The organism is Azospirillum sp. NS33, from assembly GCF_059703765.1.
This window is the reverse complement of the sequence record NZ_BAAKJB010000022.1, coordinates 29,074-48,189: the sequence shown is the minus strand read 5'-3', so window position 1 is coordinate 48,189 and position 19,116 is coordinate 29,074. Positions and strand designations below refer to the sequence as shown.

General features: G+C 70.8%; 18 protein-coding genes and 3 tRNA genes. 9 read left to right on the top strand and 12 right to left on the bottom strand.

Annotated elements, in window-relative coordinates; genetic code table 11:
- The first annotated feature begins 143 nt into the window (after positions 1-143).
- From AC6H2I_RS19230 to AC6H2I_RS19220, 3 genes are all read left to right on the top strand, one after another.
- Positions 144-650 carry a TRAP transporter small permease subunit gene (locus AC6H2I_RS19230; protein WP_497502303.1) on the top strand — a complete coding sequence of 169 codons (507 nt, stop codon included), beginning with the start codon at positions 144-146 and terminating at the stop codon, positions 648-650.
- Positions 647-1,969 (top strand): TRAP transporter large permease, encoded by a 1,323-nt coding sequence (locus AC6H2I_RS19225; protein ID WP_497502302.1) that lies wholly within the window; start codon positions 647-649, stop codon positions 1,967-1,969. Before AC6H2I_RS19230 ends, AC6H2I_RS19225 begins: the two co-directional genes overlap by 4 nt.
- Positions 1,970-2,068: 99 nt before the next feature.
- Positions 2,069-3,109, top strand: a complete 1,041-nt coding sequence (locus AC6H2I_RS19220) for a TRAP transporter substrate-binding protein (RefSeq protein ID WP_497502301.1) — start codon at positions 2,069-2,071, stop codon at positions 3,107-3,109.
- Between the two features lie 73 nt (positions 3,110-3,182).
- Here AC6H2I_RS19220 and AC6H2I_RS19215 read toward each other — a convergent pair whose 3' ends face one another.
- Entirely contained in the window at positions 3,183-4,337 is a 1,155-nt protein-coding gene (locus AC6H2I_RS19215; protein ID WP_497502300.1) for a benzoate/H(+) symporter BenE family transporter, read from the bottom strand.
- A 138-nt stretch (positions 4,338-4,475) separates the two neighbouring features.
- Between AC6H2I_RS19215 and AC6H2I_RS19210 the strand changes: the two genes are divergently transcribed.
- On the top strand, positions 4,476-5,156 hold the full coding sequence (locus tag AC6H2I_RS19210) for a GntR family transcriptional regulator (RefSeq protein ID WP_497502299.1): 681 nt from the start codon (positions 4,476-4,478) through the stop codon (positions 5,154-5,156).
- 66 nt (positions 5,157-5,222) lie between these two features.
- Here AC6H2I_RS19210 and AC6H2I_RS19205 read toward each other — a convergent pair whose 3' ends face one another.
- The gene (locus AC6H2I_RS19205) at positions 5,223-6,038 is read right to left on the bottom strand and encodes an SDR family NAD(P)-dependent oxidoreductase (RefSeq protein ID WP_497502298.1); all 816 of its coding nucleotides are present in this window, start codon (positions 6,036-6,038) and stop codon (positions 5,223-5,225) included.
- Between the two features lie 102 nt (positions 6,039-6,140).
- Between AC6H2I_RS19205 and AC6H2I_RS19200 the strand changes: the two genes are divergently transcribed.
- A complete protein-coding gene (locus tag AC6H2I_RS19200) occupies positions 6,141-7,034 on the top strand; it encodes a LysR family transcriptional regulator (protein ID WP_497502297.1) in 894 nt (297 codons plus the stop codon).
- Positions 7,035-7,130: 96 nt separating this feature from the next.
- On the opposite strand, the gene AC6H2I_RS19195 is transcribed toward AC6H2I_RS19200, so the two are convergent.
- The 3 genes from AC6H2I_RS19195 to AC6H2I_RS19185 form a co-directional block, all read right to left on the bottom strand.
- Positions 7,131-7,207 (bottom strand) — tRNA-Arg (locus tag AC6H2I_RS19195).
- Positions 7,208-7,261: 54 nt separating this feature from the next.
- A tRNA-Gly gene (locus AC6H2I_RS19190) sits at positions 7,262-7,336 on the bottom strand.
- Positions 7,337-7,339: 3 nt separating this feature from the next.
- A tRNA-Leu gene (locus tag AC6H2I_RS19185) sits at positions 7,340-7,426 on the bottom strand.
- A gap of 398 nt (positions 7,427-7,824) precedes the next feature.
- On the opposite strand from AC6H2I_RS19185, the gene AC6H2I_RS19180 reads away from it, so the two are divergent.
- Positions 7,825-8,955 (top strand): SDR family oxidoreductase, encoded by a 1,131-nt coding sequence (locus tag AC6H2I_RS19180; protein ID WP_497502296.1) that lies wholly within the window; start codon positions 7,825-7,827, stop codon positions 8,953-8,955.
- A 55-nt stretch (positions 8,956-9,010) separates the two neighbouring features.
- Here the strand turns inward: AC6H2I_RS19180 and AC6H2I_RS19175 are convergent, their stop codons facing one another.
- Positions 9,011-9,892 (bottom strand): LysR substrate-binding domain-containing protein, encoded by an 882-nt coding sequence (locus tag AC6H2I_RS19175; RefSeq protein WP_497502295.1) that lies wholly within the window; start codon positions 9,890-9,892, stop codon positions 9,011-9,013.
- A gap of 134 nt (positions 9,893-10,026) precedes the next feature.
- Between AC6H2I_RS19175 and AC6H2I_RS19170 the strand changes: the two genes are divergently transcribed.
- Complete coding sequence (locus tag AC6H2I_RS19170) at positions 10,027-11,487, top strand: catalase (protein WP_497502370.1); 1,461 nt, start codon at positions 10,027-10,029, stop codon at positions 11,485-11,487.
- Positions 11,488-11,509: 22 nt separating this feature from the next.
- On the opposite strand, the gene AC6H2I_RS19165 is transcribed toward AC6H2I_RS19170, so the two are convergent.
- The 3 genes from AC6H2I_RS19165 to AC6H2I_RS19155 form a co-directional block, all read right to left on the bottom strand.
- On the bottom strand, positions 11,510-12,259 hold the full coding sequence (locus AC6H2I_RS19165) for an SDR family oxidoreductase (protein ID WP_497502294.1): 750 nt from the start codon (positions 12,257-12,259) through the stop codon (positions 11,510-11,512).
- Positions 12,260-12,348: 89 nt separating this feature from the next.
- Positions 12,349-13,359 (bottom strand): ferrochelatase, encoded by a 1,011-nt coding sequence (hemH, locus tag AC6H2I_RS19160; RefSeq protein WP_497502293.1) that lies wholly within the window; start codon positions 13,357-13,359, stop codon positions 12,349-12,351.
- 109 nt (positions 13,360-13,468) lie between these two features.
- Complete coding sequence (locus AC6H2I_RS19155) at positions 13,469-13,639, bottom strand: hypothetical protein (RefSeq protein WP_497502292.1); 171 nt, start codon at positions 13,637-13,639, stop codon at positions 13,469-13,471.
- A 190-nt stretch (positions 13,640-13,829) separates the two neighbouring features.
- Between AC6H2I_RS19155 and AC6H2I_RS19150 the strand changes: the two genes are divergently transcribed.
- Positions 13,830-14,009 carry a hypothetical protein gene (locus tag AC6H2I_RS19150; RefSeq protein ID WP_497502291.1) on the top strand — a complete coding sequence of 60 codons (180 nt, stop codon included), beginning with the start codon at positions 13,830-13,832 and terminating at the stop codon, positions 14,007-14,009.
- 329 nt (positions 14,010-14,338) lie between these two features.
- The gene (locus tag AC6H2I_RS19145; protein WP_497502290.1) at positions 14,339-15,748 is read left to right on the top strand and encodes a putative bifunctional diguanylate cyclase/phosphodiesterase; all 1,410 of its coding nucleotides are present in this window, start codon (positions 14,339-14,341) and stop codon (positions 15,746-15,748) included.
- A gap of 80 nt (positions 15,749-15,828) precedes the next feature.
- Here AC6H2I_RS19145 and pgmG read toward each other — a convergent pair whose 3' ends face one another.
- From pgmG to AC6H2I_RS19130, 3 genes are all read right to left on the bottom strand, one after another.
- Positions 15,829-17,223, bottom strand: coding sequence for a phosphoglucomutase/phosphomannomutase PgmG (gene pgmG, locus AC6H2I_RS19140; RefSeq protein WP_497502289.1), 1,395 nt, complete (start codon positions 17,221-17,223; stop codon positions 15,829-15,831).
- A gap of 110 nt (positions 17,224-17,333) precedes the next feature.
- A complete protein-coding gene (gene galU / locus AC6H2I_RS19135; RefSeq protein WP_497502288.1) occupies positions 17,334-18,203 on the bottom strand; it encodes a UTP--glucose-1-phosphate uridylyltransferase GalU in 870 nt (289 codons plus the stop codon).
- Positions 18,204-18,329: 126 nt separating this feature from the next.
- Positions 18,330-19,109 (bottom strand): DnaJ domain-containing protein, encoded by a 780-nt coding sequence (locus tag AC6H2I_RS19130; protein ID WP_497502287.1) that lies wholly within the window; start codon positions 19,107-19,109, stop codon positions 18,330-18,332.
- Between the last annotated feature and the right edge of the window lie 7 nt (positions 19,110-19,116).

Here is a 19,116-nt window from a genome sequence, read left to right as displayed (position 1 = left end):
CCGCCGGACGCGGTCGTGTGCAGTTCAGCGATACTCTGGCGGCGGCCCATCCCGGCCTCCGCTATTGCGTCGGTATTCATCACCGTCTGAACGGGGGGCGCATCGATCTTATGCCAAGATTCCTGGTCGCTTATGTCAACGCCGTGAACAAGACCAGCCGATGGGTTGGCTACGTCGTGATGTATTCCGTGTTCGCGATGGCCGGCGTTCTTTTGTATTCATCGTTCACCAAAGCCTTCTTCATCCCGCCGCTGTGGTCGCTGGAAGTCTCGCAGTTCATGATGGTTGCGTACTTCCTGCTGGGCGGCGCCTATGCGCTGCAGGCCAACGCGCATGTGCGCATGGACCTGCTGTACGGGACCTGGCGGCCGCGCACGCGGATCGCCGTCGACACCGCGACCATCGGCTTCATGATCGCCTTCCTGGTGCTCCTGCTGTACGGCGGCGTGTCGAGCACCGCGTACGCGCTGCAGTACGGCGAGCGCAGCTACTCGGCGTGGCGACCCTACATGGCGCCCATCAAGATCGTCATGTGCGTCGGCATCCTGCTGACCCTGCTGCAGGCGGTCGCCATCCTGATCGCCGACGTGGCACGGCTGCGCGGCGTGCCCCTGGAGGGTGACGCGGCGACCGGGGAGGAGCCGTCGTGAGCTACGAGATGATCGGGCTCCTGATGTTCGCGTCGATGATGGCGCTGATGATCACGGGGCAGCGGGTGTTCGCGGTGATCGGCTTCGTCGGCGCGGCCGCGGCCTTGCTGCTGTGGGGCGACGGCGGCTCGCAGCTCCCCTTCAGCGCCGCCATGAAGCTGATGAAGTGGTACCCGCTGCTGACCCTGCCGCTGTTCGTCTACATGGGCTACATGCTGTCGGAATCGGGCATCGCCGAGGACCTCTACCGCATGTTCCACGTGTGGATGGGGCCGCTGGGCGGCGGGCTCGCCATCGGCACCATCCTCTTGATGGTGGTGATCTCCGCCATCAACGGGCTGAGCGTCGCCGGCATGGCCATCGGCGCCACCATCGCCCTGCCCGAGCTGCTGCGCCGCGGCTACGACAAGCTGATGATCACCGGCGTGGTCCAGGCCGGCAGTTCGCTGGGCATCCTGGTGCCGCCCAGCGTGGTGCTGGTGCTGTACGGCATGATCGCCCGCCAGCCCGTCGGCGCGCTGTGGCTGGCCGGGGTGGTGCCGGGGCTGCTGATGGCCGCCCTGTTCATCCTCTACGTGGTGGTGCGCTGCAAGCTGCAGCCGGAGCTGGGGCCGCCGCTGCCGCCGGAGGAACGCCGCATGCCGCTGGCCGACCGGCTGCGCCTGCTGCACGCCGGCATCCTGCCGCTGGCGATCTTCCTGGTGATGACCGGGCTGTTCCTGATGGGCTTCACCAGCCTGGTGGAGAGTTCCGCCGTGGGCGCCCTGGCGGCGACGCTGGCGGCGCTGGTCAAGGGGCGGCTGACGGCCCGGGTGGTCCACGACACCGTCAGCAAGACGCTGATCGTCACCTGCATGTTCATGTGGATCATCCTGGCCGCCCTGTGCTTCGGCGCCGTCTTCGACGGGCTGGGCGCGGTCAAGGCGATCGAGGGGCTGTTCATCGGCGAGCTCGGCCTGGGGCCGTGGGAGATCCTGATCCTGATGCAGCTCACCTACCTGGTGATGGGCACCTTCCTCGACGACACGGCGATGCTGGTGATCGTGGCGCCGCTGTTCGTGCCGCTGGTGGGGGCGCTGGGCTTCGACCTCGTGTGGTACGGCGTGCTCTACACCATCACCTGCCAGATCGCCTACATTACGCCGCCCTTCGGCTACAACCTGTTCCTGATGCGGGCCATGGCCCCGCCGGAGATCACCTTGATGGACATCTACAAGTCCATCGTGCCCTTCGCGCTGGTCATGGTGCTGGCGCTGGGCCTGGTCACCGCCTTCCCGCAACTGGCCCTGTGGCTTCCCGCCCAGGTCTACGGCCGCTAGGCCGCCCACCCGCCGCCCACCCGCCGCGCCGGGGCCGGGGCGGCGGCGGCGCTCCGTTTCCGTCCAACGCGCAGACCATCCTCAAGGAGGCACGAGAGCATGACCAACCGTCGCGATCTGCTGAAGGGGGCCGCCGCCGCCGGCGCCACCGCCCTCGCCGCGCCCGCCGTGCACGCCCAGTCCGGGCCCATCAAGTGGCGCCTGCAGACCTACGCCGGGCCGGCGCTGGGCGAGCACGTGATCAAGCCGTCCATCGACGCCTTCAACAAGGTCGCCAACGGCGAGATGGTGATCGAGCTCTACTACGCCGACCAGCTCGTCCCCACCGGGGAGCTGTTCCGGGCGATGCAGCAGGGGGTGATCGACGCCGTGCAGAGCGACGACGACTCCATCGCCGCCCCGGTGGACGTCGCGGTGTTCGGCGGCTACTTCCCGTTCGCCACCCGCTACAGCCTGGACGTGCCGACCCTGTTCCACACCTACGGCCTGAAGGAGATCTGGCAGGAGGCCTACGGCGAGGTCGACGGCGTGACCTGGCTGTCGGCCGGGGCCTGGGATCCCTGCAACTTCGCCACCAAGGACCCCATCAACAGCCTCGACGACCTCAAGGGCAAGCGGGTCTTCACCTTCCCCACCGCCGGCCGTTTCCTCTCGCGCTTCGGCGTGGTGCCGGTGACCCTGCCGTGGGAGGACGTCCAGGTGGCGGTGCAGACCGGCGAGCTCGACGGCATCGCCTGGTCCGGCATCACCGAGGACTACACCGTCGGCTGGGCCGACGTCTGCCAGTACTTCCTGACCAACAACATCTCGGGCGCCTGGAGCGGCTCCTACTTCGCCAACACCGAGAAGTGGACCGCCCTGCCGGAGCACCTGAAGACCCTGTTCATGCTGTGCATCGACAGCTCCCACTACTACCGCCTGCACTGGTACTGGGGGGGCGAGGCGCGGCTGCGGGTCAACGGCACGAAGATGAAGCTGACCACCATCCCCGACGCCGAGTGGAAGACGGTGGAGGACGAGGCCTACAAGTTCTGGGACGAGATCGCCGAGCAGAGCCCGCGCAGCAAGCGGGTGATCGACATCCTCAAGCAGTACGCCGCCGACATGAAGAAGGCCGGCCCGCCGTACCGCTTCTCGTAAGCCGCGGACGGCGTCGCCCCGCCCCGGGCCATGACGGCCAGGGCGGGGCGGCCGGACCGACGACCAGGGCGGCCTATGGCACCCTTGGTTTGATGGATCCGACGCCTTTCTCCAGGGCCAGCGGAAGCGCGCCGGCGAGCAGCGCCCAGAACGCCGCGCCGACGCCCAGAACGGAGATGCCGGACGCCGCGGTGATGAAGGTGATCAGCGCCGCCAGCCGGTGGCTCTCCTTTTCGAGGGCCGCTGTCAGCGAGGCCGCCAGGCTGGTCAGCAGGGCCAGTCCGGCAACGGCCTGGATCAGCAAGGGGGGCGACGCGGCGATGAACGCCGCCGCGAAGCCGGCCAGGGCTCCCAGCACGAGATAGGCGGCGCCCGCCGCCACGCTGGCCAGATAGCGGCGCTGCGGATCGGGCCCTGCCTCAGGCCCGGCGCAGAGGGCCGCGGTGATGGCGGACAGGTTGAGGCCATGGCCGCCGAACACCGCCGTGGCGATGCTGCCGAGCCCCGTCGTCACGAACACCTCGCCGACCGGCGCCTGGTACCCGCTTGTCCTCAGCACGGCGACACCGGGCACGTTCTGCGACGCCATCGTGACGATGAACAGGGGAATGGCGATGCCGAGCGCCGGCAGGAGATCGAACACCGGCTGGATGAAGATCAGCTGCGGACCCAGGAGGTCCAAGGCATCCCCCGGGATGTCCGTCGCCGCCACCACGGTCACACTCGCCACGAGAACCGCGACGACCACCGCGTAGCGGCGGGCCACGCACCAGGCCAGCAGCCATGCGAGCACGATGGGAAGCGCCAGGGCCGGCAGCTGGGCCACGGCACGGACCGGCGCGAGGCACAGCTCCATCAGGATGCCGGCGAGCATCGCGCTTGCCAGCGGCAGCGGGATGGCCGCGACGGCCCGGGCGAGAGGGCGCCACAGCCCGGCGACGACGATGAGAAATCCGGTGATCACAAAGGCCGACACCGCGACACCGAAGCCGCCATCGGGCACACCCGTTCCCATCAACAACGCGGCACCGGGCGTCGACCAGGCAATGCTCAGGGGCTGGCGGTGGCGCAGGCCAAGGACGATGGCAAGAGCGCCCTGCCCGAGGCACAGGACCATGAGCCCGGACGCCGCTTCGGCCGGTGTCGCGCCGACGCCGCCCAGCCCCTGAAGCACGATGGCGAAGGCGCTGGCGAAGCCGACAACCGCGGCCAGAAGCCCGGAGGCCACCGGCTGGATCGCGGATGACGCGGCTGACTGGGGGTGTGGGGAGGACGATCGACTCATCGGGGCCAGGCTTTGTGCTGGGTGACAACAACCAGCCAACCGTGCCATAATTGGATCCAATTCGCCATTGGATATTTTATCATGCCCAAGCTCGACCTGTCGGCGCTGATCGCGGAAGCGGGTGGCCGGCACCGCACCGCCACCGAGTTCGTGGAAGCCACCTTGCGCAACGCCATCCTCACGGGCCGGATTCCCGGCGGCACGCCGCTGCGCCAGGAAGATCTCGCCGCGTCCTTCGGGGTGAGCCGGATGCCGGTCCGGGAGGCGCTCCGGCAACTGGAGGCGCAGGCGTTGCTGGACTTCGTTCCCCACAAGGGCGCGGTGGTGACGGACATCTCCGCCGCCGACGCGGCCGACATCTATGCGATCCGCCTGGCGCTGGAGCCGGCTGTGCTGGAGCAGTCGATCCCGCACCTCACCGCGGCCGATGTCGAGCGCGCCGAAGACCTCATCGCCGAGATGGATGCGGAACCGGACCCCGGCCGCATGGGCGACCTGAACCGTCGCTTCCACATGACGCTCTACGGCGCCGCGGGCCGGCCCAAGCTGATCGCCCTGACGGAAAGCCATCTGGCCTCGTTCGACCGCTATCTGCGCTTCCAGCTGTCCGCCAAGGGGCGCGCGCAGCTCTCCCAGGACGAGCACCGGGCCATGCTCGCCGCAGCGAAAGACGGCGATGCACCACGGTCGATCGGGATCTTGCGCCGTCACATCGGCGCAGCCGCGGACAGCATCGCCGCGTTCTTCGCCGGGCAGGAGTGACATCCGCCGGGCGACACGCGTCCCTTGGGTCGGGCTTCGTGCGGGGCCCGGTGCCGCGGCCGTGTGTCAGTCGCGGTCGGTGGACCGGGCGATCTCCTGCCGCAACTGGTCGATCTTCCCTCCGGCCCATTGCCGGGCGTCATCGCCGAACACGAGCCGGGATGGCACCTCGTCCTGCGAAGCGAGTGCGACGATCCGCGTGGCGAGCCGCTTCGGATCGCCCGGCTGGTTGCCGTTGGCCGCCGCCACGAACGCGCGATACCGTGCGATCGCCTCGGCATAATCCGGAATGTCGATGGTGCCGAAGCGGGCCGACCTCCCGTCCATGAAGTCGGTGCGCAACATCCCCGGCTCGACCAGGAGCGAGCGGACGCCCATCGGTGCCAGCTCCTGCGCAAAGCCCTCCATCCATCCCTCGACCGCGAACTTCGACGCCGCGTAGACCGCCCCTCCGCCGTCGGAGACCAGCCCGCTGACCGACGAGATGGTGACGATGAGGCCCGAGCGACGCTGGCGCATGTGGGGGACGACGGCGCGCGCGACGTTCATCGTGCCGAACAGGTTTACCTCGAACTGGCGCCGCACCGCGGCATCGGTAAAGGTCTCGAAGAAGCCCAGCTCGGCGTAGCCCGCGTTGTTGACCAGGACGTCGATCGTACCGAACCGCTCGATGGCCTCTCCGGCGACCGAGGTTGCGGCTTCCGCGTCGGTGATGTCGAGCGCGAGCGCGTGCAGGCGGCCGTGCCCGGGCGCCAAGGCATCGCGCACCGCACCGGCGGACCGCGCCGTTGCCACCACCGTCTCGCCAGCGTCGAGCGCCGCGCGCGCGATCTCGCGCCCAAGTCCGCGGCTTGCGCCCGTCACCAGCCAAACCTTGCCCATCACCCGTTCCCCGCTTCTTTTACTGTCCTCGACTAGTTAGTATTGTTAATGACCCAGGACAATCGCCTAATTGGTAATGGGCCCCAGCAGCAGGGATCATCAATGCGTCCGGATCAGTTCGGCGACCTCGCCGTTTTCGCTGCGATCGCCTCCGATCAAAGCTTCACGCGTGCCGCGAGGCGGCTCGGCGTCACGCAGTCGGCGTTGAGCCAGACCATGAAGCGGCTGGAGGGTCAGCTTGGTTTCCGTCTGCTCACCCGCACGACGCGCAGCGTCGCCCCGACCGCTGCCGGCGAGCGCCTGCTCGCCACCCTGTCGCCCGCACTGGCCGGGTTGACCGACGCGATCGAGGCGCTGTCCCAGGCGCGTGGGGCAGCGATCGGCACCGTCCGGATCACGACGGGCAAACACGCTGCGGACACCGTGCTGTGGCCGATGCTTCCCATCTTCATGCGCCGCCACCCCGGCATCGAGGTCGAGGTCTGCGTGGACGACGGGATGACCGACGTCGTGGCGGGCCGCTACGATGCGGGCATCCGGCTGGGAGAGCGCTTGGAGAAGGACATGATCGCGCTGGCGGTCGGTCCGCCGCTCCGCGTGGCGGTGGTGGCGGCACCCGGGTATCTGAGCGGCCATCCGTCACCGATGGAGCCCGCCGACCTCCCAACGCATCGCTGCATCGCCTTCCGCGACGCGCAAGGGCAGCTGTCTCCCTGGTCGTTTGAACGCAACGGCCGTGCCGTGACGGTCACGCCAGGCCGTGGGCCGGTGTTCAATGACGCCGACCTGCTGGTGGCCGCCGCGGTCGAGGGCTTCGGCATCCTCTACATCCTGGAGGATCTGGTGGAGGCGCCGATCGCCGATGGCCGTCTTGTCCGCGTGCTGGAGCCGTGGTGCGCGCCGTTCCCCGGCTACCACCTCTACCACCCCGATCGCAAGGGGACGACGGCCTTCGACCTGTTCAAGGAGGCGCTTCGGGCGAGCACGTCCGCGTGACGACGGTGCCGCGCGCCGGCGTCACAAGGGGTGCCCCGCTCCTCGCGCGGGCGAGGGTTCGGCGGCTATGGCATGCGGCGAAGGGACATTGGGATGTGGCGCGCCCGAAGAGATTCGAACTCCTGACCCCCAGATTCGTAGTCTGGTGCTCTATCCAGCTGAGCTACGGGCGCGCAATGACGATGCCGGGTTCGGCACGGGGCCGCCAAGACCGGCGGCCGAAAAAATGGAGCGGACGAAGGGATTCGAACCCTCGACCCCAACCTTGGCAAGGTTGTGCTCTACCCCTGAGCTACGTCCGCACTTGGTGCGCTTGGAGGGACTCGAACCCCCACGGCCTTTCAGCCACTAGGACCTGAACCTAGCGCGTCTACCAATTCCGCCACAAGCGCACGAACACTTAAACTCTACAAGAACCGCCCCCGCCGATCGGCGGGAGGCCGCTGATATGCCTGTTCCGAACCGGGCCGTCAAGCGGCTTTTCTCCGGACATCGGCGATGCCGGCGTCGCCACGGCCACCACGAAAAACAAACAGCCGCACAGGTGCGGCCGGCGCACCGATGCGGCTGTTTGAACTCCCGGAAGTTGCCGGCGATGGAGGGCGCCGGTTTCCTCGGGTACCAGGATAACAATGTGGGCCGCTGGAGCGCGGGTTCAAGGGTCCGCTCGCACCGGGCCAAGTGGTGGTCCGTCGGGAACGGGCCGACACCGCCCCTGTTTGAGCGGAACGGCGGGCGACCGGCACGGAACGCCCAGCGATCATTCCCGGCAACCCTCGCGAGGTCTCCCATGAGCGTCCAGTTGAAGCCGACCGCGGACCAGGTCATCGTCATCACCGGCGCCACCAGCGGCATCGGCCTCACCACCGCGCGCATGGCCGCCGCGCGCGGCGCGCGGGTCATGCTGACCGCCCGCGATCGCGAGGCCCTGACCGCCGTCGCCGACGGCATCCAGGCCGCCGGCGGGGTGGTCGCCGTCCACGCCGCCGATGTCGGCGACGAGCGCGCGGTGCGCGGCGTGGCCGAGGCGGCCCTGGCCGCCTTCGGGCGCATCGACACCTGGGTCAACAACGCCGGCGTCTCGATCTACGGCACCATCGAGGAGGTGCCGGTCGCCGAGGCACGGCGCCTGTTCGAAACCGACTACTGGGGCGTCGTGCACGGCAGCCTGGCGGCCCTGCCCCATCTCAGGCTGCGCGGCGGTGCGCTGATCAACGTCGGCAGCGCGCTGTCGGTGCGGGCCATCCCGCTGCAGGGCCACTACAGCGCCGCCAAGCACGCCGTGAAGGGCTTCACCGACTCCCTGCGCATGGAGCTGGAGGCCGACCGGGCCGGCGTCAGCGTCACCCTGATCAAGCCGGCGGCCATCGACACACTGTACGAGGAGCACGGACGCAACCACTTCGCGACGCAGCCCCTCAACCCGCCGCCGGTCTACGCCCCGGAGCTGGTGGCCGAGGCGATCCTGCACGCCGCGAGCGTGCCGGTGCGCGATCTCGTCGTCGGCGGCGCCGGCAAGCTGTTCCAACTGGCCGAGACCGTGGCCCCGGCGCTCACCGACCACCTGATGGCCCGCTACCTGACCCGCTACCAGCGCTCCGGCGGCCCCTACCACCGCCATGCCGACAGCCTGTGGGGGCCGTCGGGCGACGGCCGGGAACGGGCCGGCCGGCACGCCCACGTGCGCCGCACCAGCCTGTTCCTGCAGGCGCAGATGCACCCCTGGGCGACCCTCGCCCTGTGGGCCGGCGTCGGTGCGCTCGCCGCCGCCGCCTATGCCGCCCCGAGGCGCTGGCCGTCGCGCGGCGCCGGCCCGGCGCGGCCGCGCCACCGCCGGGTGACCGCCGTCGAGGGCTTCGGCCACCACGCCAAGCCGGCGTCGCAGGCGGCCCAGGAGGGCACCGTCACCTTCGTGCGCTGAGCGCTCGGGCCGACCTCCGGGGGACGCGCCGCGGCGCTCGCGCGGGCGCGGGCGCTCAGGCGTAGGGGGCGACCTCCGTGCGGATGGAGGCGGCCACCGCCTCCAGCGCCGCGGCGCGGGGGAAGGTCCGGCGGCTCACCAGCCGCACCGTGCGCGCCGCGGTCCCGGTCAGCGGCCGCAGCACCACCCCCCGTCCGGCCATGGACGCGGCGGCGAGGCCCGGGACCAGCGTGGTGCCGTAGCCCGCCGCCACCATGTTGACCAGCGTCTCCAGGCTGGCGGCGCGCAGGGCGGCGCTGTCGCCGTGGGTGCTGTGGCAGGCGGCAAGGGCCTGATCGCGCAGGCAATGGCCATCCGCCAGGACCAGCAGGTCCGCGGCCAGATCGGCTTCGCCCACGCTCTCCCGCCCGGCCAGCGGATGGCCCTGCGGCAGGGCCGCCAGGAACGGTTCGGTGAACAGGGCGATGTCGGTGAGCTCGGGGTCGGACGGTGCGGTCGCCACCAGCGCGGCGTCCAGCTTGCGGCCATGCAGCCGGTCGAGCAGCGCGTCCGTGACGTCCTCCCACAGCTCGAGGGCCAACCCCGGGCAGGCGCGGCGCAGAGGGGCGAAGACCATCGGCATCAGGTAGGGCCCCAGGGTCGGGATCACCCCCAGCTTCAGGGGCCCCACCAGCGGGTCCCGCGCCGCCCGCGCCTCGGCCTCCACCGCATCGGCGGCGGCCACGGCGTGGCGCGCGTGATCCAGCACACGCTCGCCCACGTCCGTCGGCACCACCCATTTGTTGGTGCGTTCGAACAGGGTGACGCCCAGCCAGTCCTCCAGCTTCTTCACCTGCCCCGACAGGGTCGGCTGGCTGACGTGGCAGGCCTCCGCCGCCCGACCGAAATGGCGGTGCTCGGCGATGGCCAGGAGGTAGCGGAGGTCGCGCAGGTTCATGGGGGCCTCGGGGGACGGGCGGCGTGCATGAATAGGCTAAACCAATCGCCTAAATAAGGACAATCGATTTCGCGGATGGGCGTGCGCGGCCTAGCCTGCGCTGCAGCACCCACCACCGGAAAGCGACCGTGACCATGCGCATGACGACCACCGCCGGCGCCCCCATCGCCGACAACCAGAACACCCTGACCGCCGGGCCCCGCGGGCCGGTCCTGCTGCAGGACTGGCAGCTGATCGAGAAGCTGGCGCACCAGAACCGCGAGCGTATCCCCGAACGCGTGGTCCACGCCAAGGGCTGGGGCGCCTTCGGCACGCTGACGGTGACCCACGACATCACCCGCTACACCCGGGCCAGACTGTTCGAGCGGGTCGGCAAGTCGACCGACCTGCTCATCCGGTTCTCCACCGTGGCCGGCGAGCTGGGCGCGGCCGACGCCGAGCGCGACGTGCGCGGCTTCGCGGTCAAGTTCTACACCGAAGAGGGGAACTGGGACCTGGTGGGCAACAACACCCCGGTGTTCTTCATCCGCGACCCGCTGAAGTTCCCCGATTTCATCCACACCCAGAAGCGCCACCCGCGCACCAACCTGCGCTCGCCGACCGCGATGTGGGATTTCTGGAGCCTGTCGCCGGAAAGCCTGCACCAGATCACCACCCTGTTCAGCGACCGCGGAATCCCGCTCAGCCCGCGCTTCATGAACGGCTACGGCAGCCACACCTACAGTTTCTGGAACGACGCCGGCGAGCGGTTCTGGGTGAAGTTCCACTTCAAGACCCGCCAGGGCATCCGCACCATGACCGACGCGGAATCCGCGGCGGTGATCGGCGCCAGCCGGGAATCCTTCCAGGAGGACCTGTTCGGCGCCATCGAACGCGGCGATCACCCCTGTTGGACCGTGTTCGTCCAGGTCATGCCCGAGGCGGAGGCCGCCACCACGCCCTACAACCCCTTCGACCTGACGAAGGTGTGGCCGCACGCCGACTATCCCCTGATCGAGGTCGGCGTGGTGGAGCTGAACCGCAACCCCGACAACTACTTCGCCGAGGTCGAGCAGGCCGCGTTCAGCCCGTCCAACGCCGTGCCGGGCATCGGCTTCAGCCCGGACAGGATGCTCCAGGCCCGGCTGTTCTCCTACGCCGACGCCCACCGTTACCGCCTCGGCACCCATTACGAGGCGCTGCCGGTGAACGCGCCGCGCTGCCCGGTGCACCACCACCACAAGGACGGCGCCATGCGGTTCTTCCGCAACGACACCGGCAACCCCGACGCCTATTACGAGCCCAACAGCGTCGGCGGGCCGGCCCAGGACCCCGCGGTGGCCGAGCCGCCGCTGCGCATCGGCGGCGCCGCCGACCGCTACGACCACCGGGATGGCAACGACGACTTCAGCCAGCCCCGCGCCCTGTTCCATCTGTTCGACGCGGGCCAGCGGCAGCGGCTGTTCGCCGCCATCGCCGGGGCCATGCAGGGGGTGCCCGCCCGCATCGTCGCCCGCCAGATCGCGCTGTTCGAGCGCGTCCACCCCGACTACGGCGCGGGCGTGCGCGCCGCCCTCGCCGCCCTCGCCCCGGCACACCCCGTCCCGGCGGAGTGACCGGCGGCGGGGACGCCGCCCCCTATTTGACGGCGGCGTTCCCGCCATCGGCGAACAGGGCGGACCCGGCGACGAAGCTGGCCATCGGGCTGGCCAGGAACAGGGCGGCCCGGGCGATCTCCAGCGGCTGGGCGATGCGCTTCACGGCGTGCAGCCCGGCCGCCCACTCCTTCTGGGCCACGTCCCCGGCCATGACGGTGTCCACCCCGCCCGGCAGCAGCGCGTTCGCCCGCACCCCCCGGGCCGCGTAGTCGGCGGTGAGGCCCTTGACCAGGCCCATCAACCCGGCCTTGGCGGCGCCATAGGCGGCCATGCCGGGCAGGCCGACGCTGGTCCCGACGAAGCTGGACGTGAAGACGATCGCGCCGCCGCCCCGCGCCAGCATGGCCGGGACCTGGTGGCGCGCACCCAGAAAGGAGGCGGTCAGGTTGACCGCCAGGGTGCGGTCCCACTCGGCCGGGGTGACCTCGGCCAAGGGGCGGCCGGGGCCAACCGCCCCGGCGTTGTTCACCGCGACGTCCAGCCCGCCGAACGCCGTTCGCGCCGTCTCGACCAGCGCCTCGTGGGTCGACGCGTCGGCCACGTCGCCGGCGACCGCGCGGGCCCGTCCGCCGGCGGCCGTGATCGCCTCCACCAGCGCGTCCAGGGCGGTGGCGGTGCGCGCGTTCACCACCACGGCAGCCCCTTCCGCGGCAAACAGCTCGGCGATGGCGCGGCCGATGCCCGCCGACGCCCCGGTGACGATGGCAACCTTGTCCTGAAGCAATGGCATGTGTGTGTCTCCGGTTGGGAGACACACGGACTATCGGGTGGCGGCACCGCCGGCCACCCGGTCCTTGCGCGTCCGCCGTGGGCGGGTGTCTAGGCCAGCGCCGCTTCCCGGACGGGAGCCACCCAGCCGCCCAGCTCGCGTTCGATCAGGGACACCAGGACGGCCACGTGGTCGGGGTGGTCGTTCAAGCAGGGGATGTAGGTGAAACGCTCGCCCCCCGCCGCCATGAACGCGTCCTTCACCTGGAACTGGACCTCCTCCAGCGTCTCGACGCAATCGGCGGAGAAGCCCGGCGCGATCACCGCGATCTTGGTCAGGCCCTGGCGCGCCAGGTCCTCGACCGTGCGGTCGGTGTACGGCTTGAGCCACTCCGCCTTGCCGAACCGCGACTGGAAGCTGTGCCGCACCCGCCCCTCGCCCAGGTCGAGCCGCTCGGCCAGCAGCCGTGCGGTCTTGACGCAGTGGCAGTGGTAGGGGTCGCCGCGCTTCAGATAGGCTTCGGGCAGGCCGTGGAAACTGGCGAGCACGACGTCCGGCGTGAAGTCGAGGCCGTCGAGATGCCGGGTCACGGAGCGGGCCAGCGCGTCGATGTAGCCGGGCTCGTCGTGGTAGGCGGGCACCGTCCGCACCGCCGGCTGCCAGCGCATGGTCATGAGGTGGCGGAACGCCTGGTCGTTGGCCGTGGCCGTGGTGGTTGCGGAATATTGGGGGTAGAGCGGGAACAGCAGGATGCGGTCGCAGCCCTGCGCCTTCAGCCCGTCGATGGCGGGACCGATCGGCGGCCGGCCATAGCGCATGGCCCAGTCGACGACCACCCGGTCGCCGTGACGCGCCGCGAGGCAATCGGTCACCGCCGCCGCCTGGGCGCGGGTCATCGTCGCCAGCGGGCTCTCGTCCCGGTCCTCGTTCCAGATGCTCTTGTAGGCGTGGCCGCTGCGCGAGGGCCGCACCGTCAGGATGATGCCGTTGAGGATCGGCCACCACACCGCCTTGGGCACTTCGATGACCCGGGGGTCGGACAGGAATTCCTTGAGGTAGCGGCGCATCGACCAGTAGTCGGTGCCGTCGGGGGTGCCGAGGTTCATCAGCAGAACACCCACCCGCCGCGGCTCCACCTTCGGGTGTGCGGCCGGGTGTGCGGCCGGGTGTGCGGCCATGTGTGCGGCCGGCATCGCCCCCGTCATCGTCCGCCTCCCGCCGGCGTGGCGCTCAGGCGTGCTGCGTCTTGACCGCCGCCTCCAGGGCACGCCGGTTGCTGTGGGCGCGCATCAGCAGCGCCGGCGGCGGGGTTTCGCCGGTGACGCGCAGGCGGCCGCCGGTCAGCACCTCCACGCCATGCCGTTCCAGCTCCGTCAGCAAGGCGCGCACGGTCTTGCTCATGGTGTCCTCCGTCCGGTCGATCAGCCATGGAAAGACTTATAGCACCGCTCGGGTTTTGCCAGTCATCAATTGTTCCGATGATGGTCATAGATCGACCCTATTCAGTTCGGGGTTACTACGATTCCGGCGCCGGGAACCAATTCCGCCGCCACCTGTCTGTGCAATGCCGCAACCATAAGGAACCACCCCCGTGAAACCCACCCCGCTCGGTCTCTGGCTGTCCTGGACGAACCGCGCCGCGTTCATCTGGATGCAGACGGCGATGGCCGTCGCCCGCCAGCAGCAGGCTGCCTGGCGCGCCGCCGCGGCACGGTCGGCGTCGTCCGCCCTCTCTCCCGCCCCGGATCGGCACCGTTCCCCGCGGCGCTGAGCACGGCGCGGACGCCAGACCCGCACGATCCGGTCGTCTGCACCGTAGGGGGAAAACCATTCCGCCTACAAAGCAAATGGGCAAGAGGCGCTCGCCGCATCTCCCTCCCCGACGGCCGCAACGGCGTGTTCCTGGCGGTCCTGAACCCCAAGCGCCCGCAGGAGAACCGGTCCGTTACTTCATGACTGACATTTCCGGAACGTTCTGGAGACGCTTTCTGTCTCCCCGGACCGGGTCCTGACGCACATCAATTTTGCCGCGTCTTGATGACGACGGCAACACCTCGTTAACCCGTGGCCGGGGACACTGGGCGTGCGAGTGGACCCCCCATGAAAGTTGTTGCCATGACGCAGCACCGCGGTGTTTCGGAGGCCGGCGCCGCCGGGCTGGGCGAGGTGACCCGTGTCGCGACGGCACGGTGGCCGGCCGACGCCGCCGAACGGCAGCGCCAGATGGCGAATTTCGACGCCGTGACCGGCGCGTACAGCCGGCCGCTGTTCGTCGAGGCGCTGGCCGAGGCGGTGCGGCGGAGCCGTGTCGCCCGCACCCCCCTCGCGGTGGTCGATGTCGACATCGACGGCTTCCGCATGATCAACGCGGCGTTCGGCCAGCCGTTCGGCGACACCGTGCTCAAGGAGGTGGCGCGGCGGCTGGCCGGGTGCCTCGGTCCGGACGACGTGCTGGCGCGGATCGCCAGCGACGAGTTCGCGGTCCTCCTGCCCGGGGTGGACGCGGAGATCGCCGACCGCACGGCGTCCTTGCTGGCCGCCGTGGAGCGGCCCTTCGCCGCCCTCGGCGGGCGAATCGGCCTGTCGGCCAGCGCCGGGACCGCCCGGTTCCCCGCCGACGGCTGCGCCGCCGCACACCTGCTGGAGCATGCCGGGGCGGCGCTGGCACGGGCCAAGGCGCGGCGCACCCGCCACCAGGCGCCGCACGACGGCGGCCGGGCCGAGGCGCGCGACCGGCTGCTGATGGAAGGCCGTCTGCGCGACGCCCTGGACGGCGACGCCCTCACGATTCACCTGCAACCCCAGATCTGCCTGGCGACCGGCCGACTGTGCGGCGCCGAGGCCCTGGTGCGCTGGCCCCACCCCGACCTGGGCATGGTGCCGCCCGACCAGTTCGTCACCCTGGCCGAGGAAACCGGGCTGATCGGCCGGCTCGGGGACACGGTGCTGCGCGCGACGGTGGCCGCGATCGCGGGATGGGCCGGGCGAACGGCCGGAACCGTGCCGGTGGGGGTCAACCTCTCCGCCCTGCAATTCGCCGGCTGCGGCTTGGAACCCCTGCTCGCCGGGTTGCTGGAGGAGCACCGGATCGACCCGGCGCTGCTCAAGCTGGAGCTGACGGAAACCGCGCTGCTCGACAACGCCGACCACACCCGCGCCCTGATGGATCGGCTGCGCGCCCGCGGCATGCGCTTTTCCCTGGACGATTTCGGCACGGGCTACTCGTCGCTCAACCACCTCCACCAGTTCCCGATCGACGAGATCAAGATCGACCGCTCCTTCGTCGCCCGGATGGGCTGCAGCGACGCCCATCGCCGCATCGTCCGCGCCGTGGTCAATCTGGCGCACGATCTCGGCAAGGAGGTGGTGGCCGAAGGCGTGGAGACCGAGGAGCAGCGCCGGGATCTCGACCGGTTCGGCTGCGACATCGGCCAGGGCTACCTGTTCGACCCCGCCCTTCCCGCCGATCGCTTCGCCGAGCGCTGGCTCGCCTCCGCCACCCCGGCCTGACCCCCGGGCACGGCGGCCGCCGGCACCGGCGAGGTGGTCGGCGTCCCCGGTGCGGCGGCAGCGGTCAATGCCCCCCTCGGTCAATGCCCCCCCTCGAACGAGGGCGCGGCCACCCCGGAGCGATCCAGCTGCTCCAGCACCATGGTCTTGAGGCGCTCCAGCCCGTCCGCGTCGCGGGCTTCGGCGCGGGCGACCAGCACGTCCTGGGTGTTGGACGCGCGCAGCAGCCACCACCCGTCAGGGGTCGAGACGCGGACGCCGTCGATGTCGTTGACCTCGGCCCCGGCGGCGGCCAGCCGCGCCTTGACCTCGTCGACCACGGCGAACTTGCGCGCCTCGTCCACCTGGAAGCGGGTCTCCGGCGTGTTGACGAGCTGCGGCAGGGCGTCGCGCAGATCGGCCAGCGTGCCGCCGGACCGCGACACCAGCCCGATCAGGCGGATCGCGCAGTAGAGCGCGTCGTCGAAGCCGTACCACCGGTCGGCGAAGAAGATGTGCCCCGACATCTCGCCGGCCAGCGGCGCCCCGACCTCCGCCATCTTCGCCTTGAGCAGGGAGTGGCCGGTCTTCCACATCAGCGGCGTGCCGCCGTGGCGGGCGATCTCGTCGAACAGGCCCTGGCTGGCCTTGACGTCGGCGATCACCGTGGCCCCGGGGTGGTGGCGCAGCACCTCGGCGGCGTAGATGGCGACGAGCTGGTCGCCCCACACCACCCGGCCACGGTGGTCGATGGCGCCGATGCGGTCGCCGTCGCCGTCAAAGCCGATGCCGAGGTCGCACCCCTCGTCCGCGACGGTCCGCTTGAGGTCGGCGAGGTTGGCCTCGACCGTGGGGTCGGGATGATGGTTGGGGAAGCTCCCATCGATCTCGTCGAACAGGCGGACGTGGCGGCCCGGCAGGCGCTCGGTCAGGCGCCGCAGGATCTCGCCCGTGGCGCCGTTGCCGGCGTCCCAGGCCACCGCCAGCGGCCGGTCGCCGTCGTAATCCTTCAGCAGGCGGTCCACATAGGCGCCGCGCACGTCCACCGTCTCGTGACCGCCGGTCCCGCCGGCGAAATCGCCGGCCGCGGCGATCCGGCCGATCTCCTGGATCGCCGCGCCATAGACCGGCCCCTTGCCGAGCATCATCTTGATGCCGTTGTATTCCGGCGGGTTGTGGGAGCCGGTGATCATGACCCCGGCCGACGCCGCGAGGTCGCGGGTGGCGAAGTACAGCATCGGGGTCGGCCCCAGGCCGATGCGGAGCACGCGCAGCCCGGTGGCGGCCAGCCCCTCCACCATCGCCTCCTCCAGCGTCGGCGAGCTGTGCCGGCCATCGTACCCGACGCAGACGGTGGTGCCGCCGCCGCGCACCACCACGGTGCCGAAGGCGCGGCCGACGGCGCGGGCGTCGTCCGCGGTCAGGGTTCGGCCGACGATGCCGCGGATGTCGTATTCGCGCAGCACCGTGGGGTGGAAGGTGTGGGCCTGGGTCATCCTGCTGGTTCCTCCGGTGGGGCGCTCCGACATGCCACGCCCGCCGCCCCCTGGCAAGGGGACGGCGGGCGTCGGCGCGCCGCAGGGCGGTGGGGGCGGAGACCCGCCGGTCAGAGGTGCTTCTTCAGCGCCTCGCGCAGGGTGTCGGCCATGTCCGGCCGGGTCAGGGCGTGGGCCACCGTGGCCTCGATGAAGCCGACCTTGTCGCCGCAGTCGAAACGGGTGCCCTCGAAGCGCAGGCCGTGGAACGGCTGGCGCCCGATCAGCGTGGCCATGGCGTCGGTCAGCTGGATCTCGCCGCCGGCGCCCTGCACGCCCCGCTCCAGGTGGTCGAACACCTCGGGCTGCAGGATGTAGCGGCCGATGATCGACAGGGTCGAGGGCGCCTCTTCGGGCTTCGGCTTCTCGACCAGCCCGGCGGCGGTGGCCAGCCGGCCGTCGTCCTTCACCACGTCGAGGATGCCGTAGCGTCGCGTGTGCTCGCGCGGCACGTCGACCACCGCGACGATGTTGCCGCCGACCTCCTCGTAGGCCTCCACCATCTGCTTCAGGCAGGGCGTGTCGGCCAGCACGTAGTCGTCGGGCAGGATCACCGCGAACGGCTCGTCGCCGATCACCGAGCGGGCGCACCACACCGCGTGGCCGAGGCCGAGCGGCTGCTGCTGGCGGGTGTAGAAGAAGCGGCCCGGCGACAGCTCGCAGTGGCGGACCTCCTCGAGCGCGTCGAGCTTGCCGCGCTCCTGCAGGGTGTGGTTGAGCTCGGGGTCGGTGTCGAAATGGTCCTCGATGGCGCGCTTGCTGCGGCCCGTGACGAAAACGAACTCCTCGATGCCGGCGGCCCGGGCCTCCTCAACCGCGTGCTGAAGCAGGGGCCGGTCCACCAGCGGCAGCATCTCCTTGGGGATCGCCTTGGTGGCCGGAAGGAAGCGGGTGCCCAGACCGGCAACGGGGAACACCACCTTGCGCACGGGTTTCCGCATTGTGCTCTCTTTTCGTTTTCGTTGGACACAAACACCGGGCCGGCCACCGAAGCGGCGCGACCGCTCCCGGTTTCTGCCACAGCGCGCCGGGCGCGCGCAACACGGCCTTCCGGCGTCACCGGAAGGTCAGAGTCGTAACAGCAGGTCTTTCGCCTGGTTGATCTTGGCCGCCAGATAGGTCGAACCGCCGTGGTCGGGATGGACTTTCATCATCAGCCGTCGGTGGGCCTCCTTGACCTGGGCGGGTGAGGCGTCGGGCGCGACGCCGAGGATCGCGCGGGCCTCCTCCGCCGTCATGGCGCCATCGCCCGCCGGCGGCCCGGACCCCGCCCCTCCGCCGGCCCCGTCACGGCCGGCCCCGGCGGGCCCGGCCCCGTCGCCGCCCCCCGCGCCGCCCCCCGCGCCGCCCGCCCCCGGGTGCTCGCGCCACCCCGGCCGCTCGCGGTCGAGCCACGCCTCCAGCACCGCCGCGGACGGCGCGTCCTGCCGCCGGCAGACGTCCAGCAGGTCCATCGCCTCGCCGTCCGACACCCCGTCGAGTGGCCGGCCTTTCAGCGGCCCATGCAGCACCTCGCCGGCCATGGCGCCGCTGTCGTGGTCGAGGGTCATGCGCAGATAGACCGTCTCGACCTGGGAGGTGCGTCCGCCGCTCGGGCCGCGGGCCGCCTTGGCCTGGCGCCTGCGGGCGCGCCAGACCTGGACGAGGGGCAGCAGGAAGGCGGCGGCCGCCATCGCCGTGCCGAGGCGCCCGGCCACGGTGAGCGCCACCAGCGCGACGCCGGCCAGGGCGATGGCGCCGTAGCGCACGGTCTGGGCAAGGGTGCGCGGGTCGGCGGACAGGAAGCCGCGCACCGCCAGCGCCACGCCGACCATCAGGCCGAAGCCGAGGAGAATCAGGGGCACCATGGGGCCG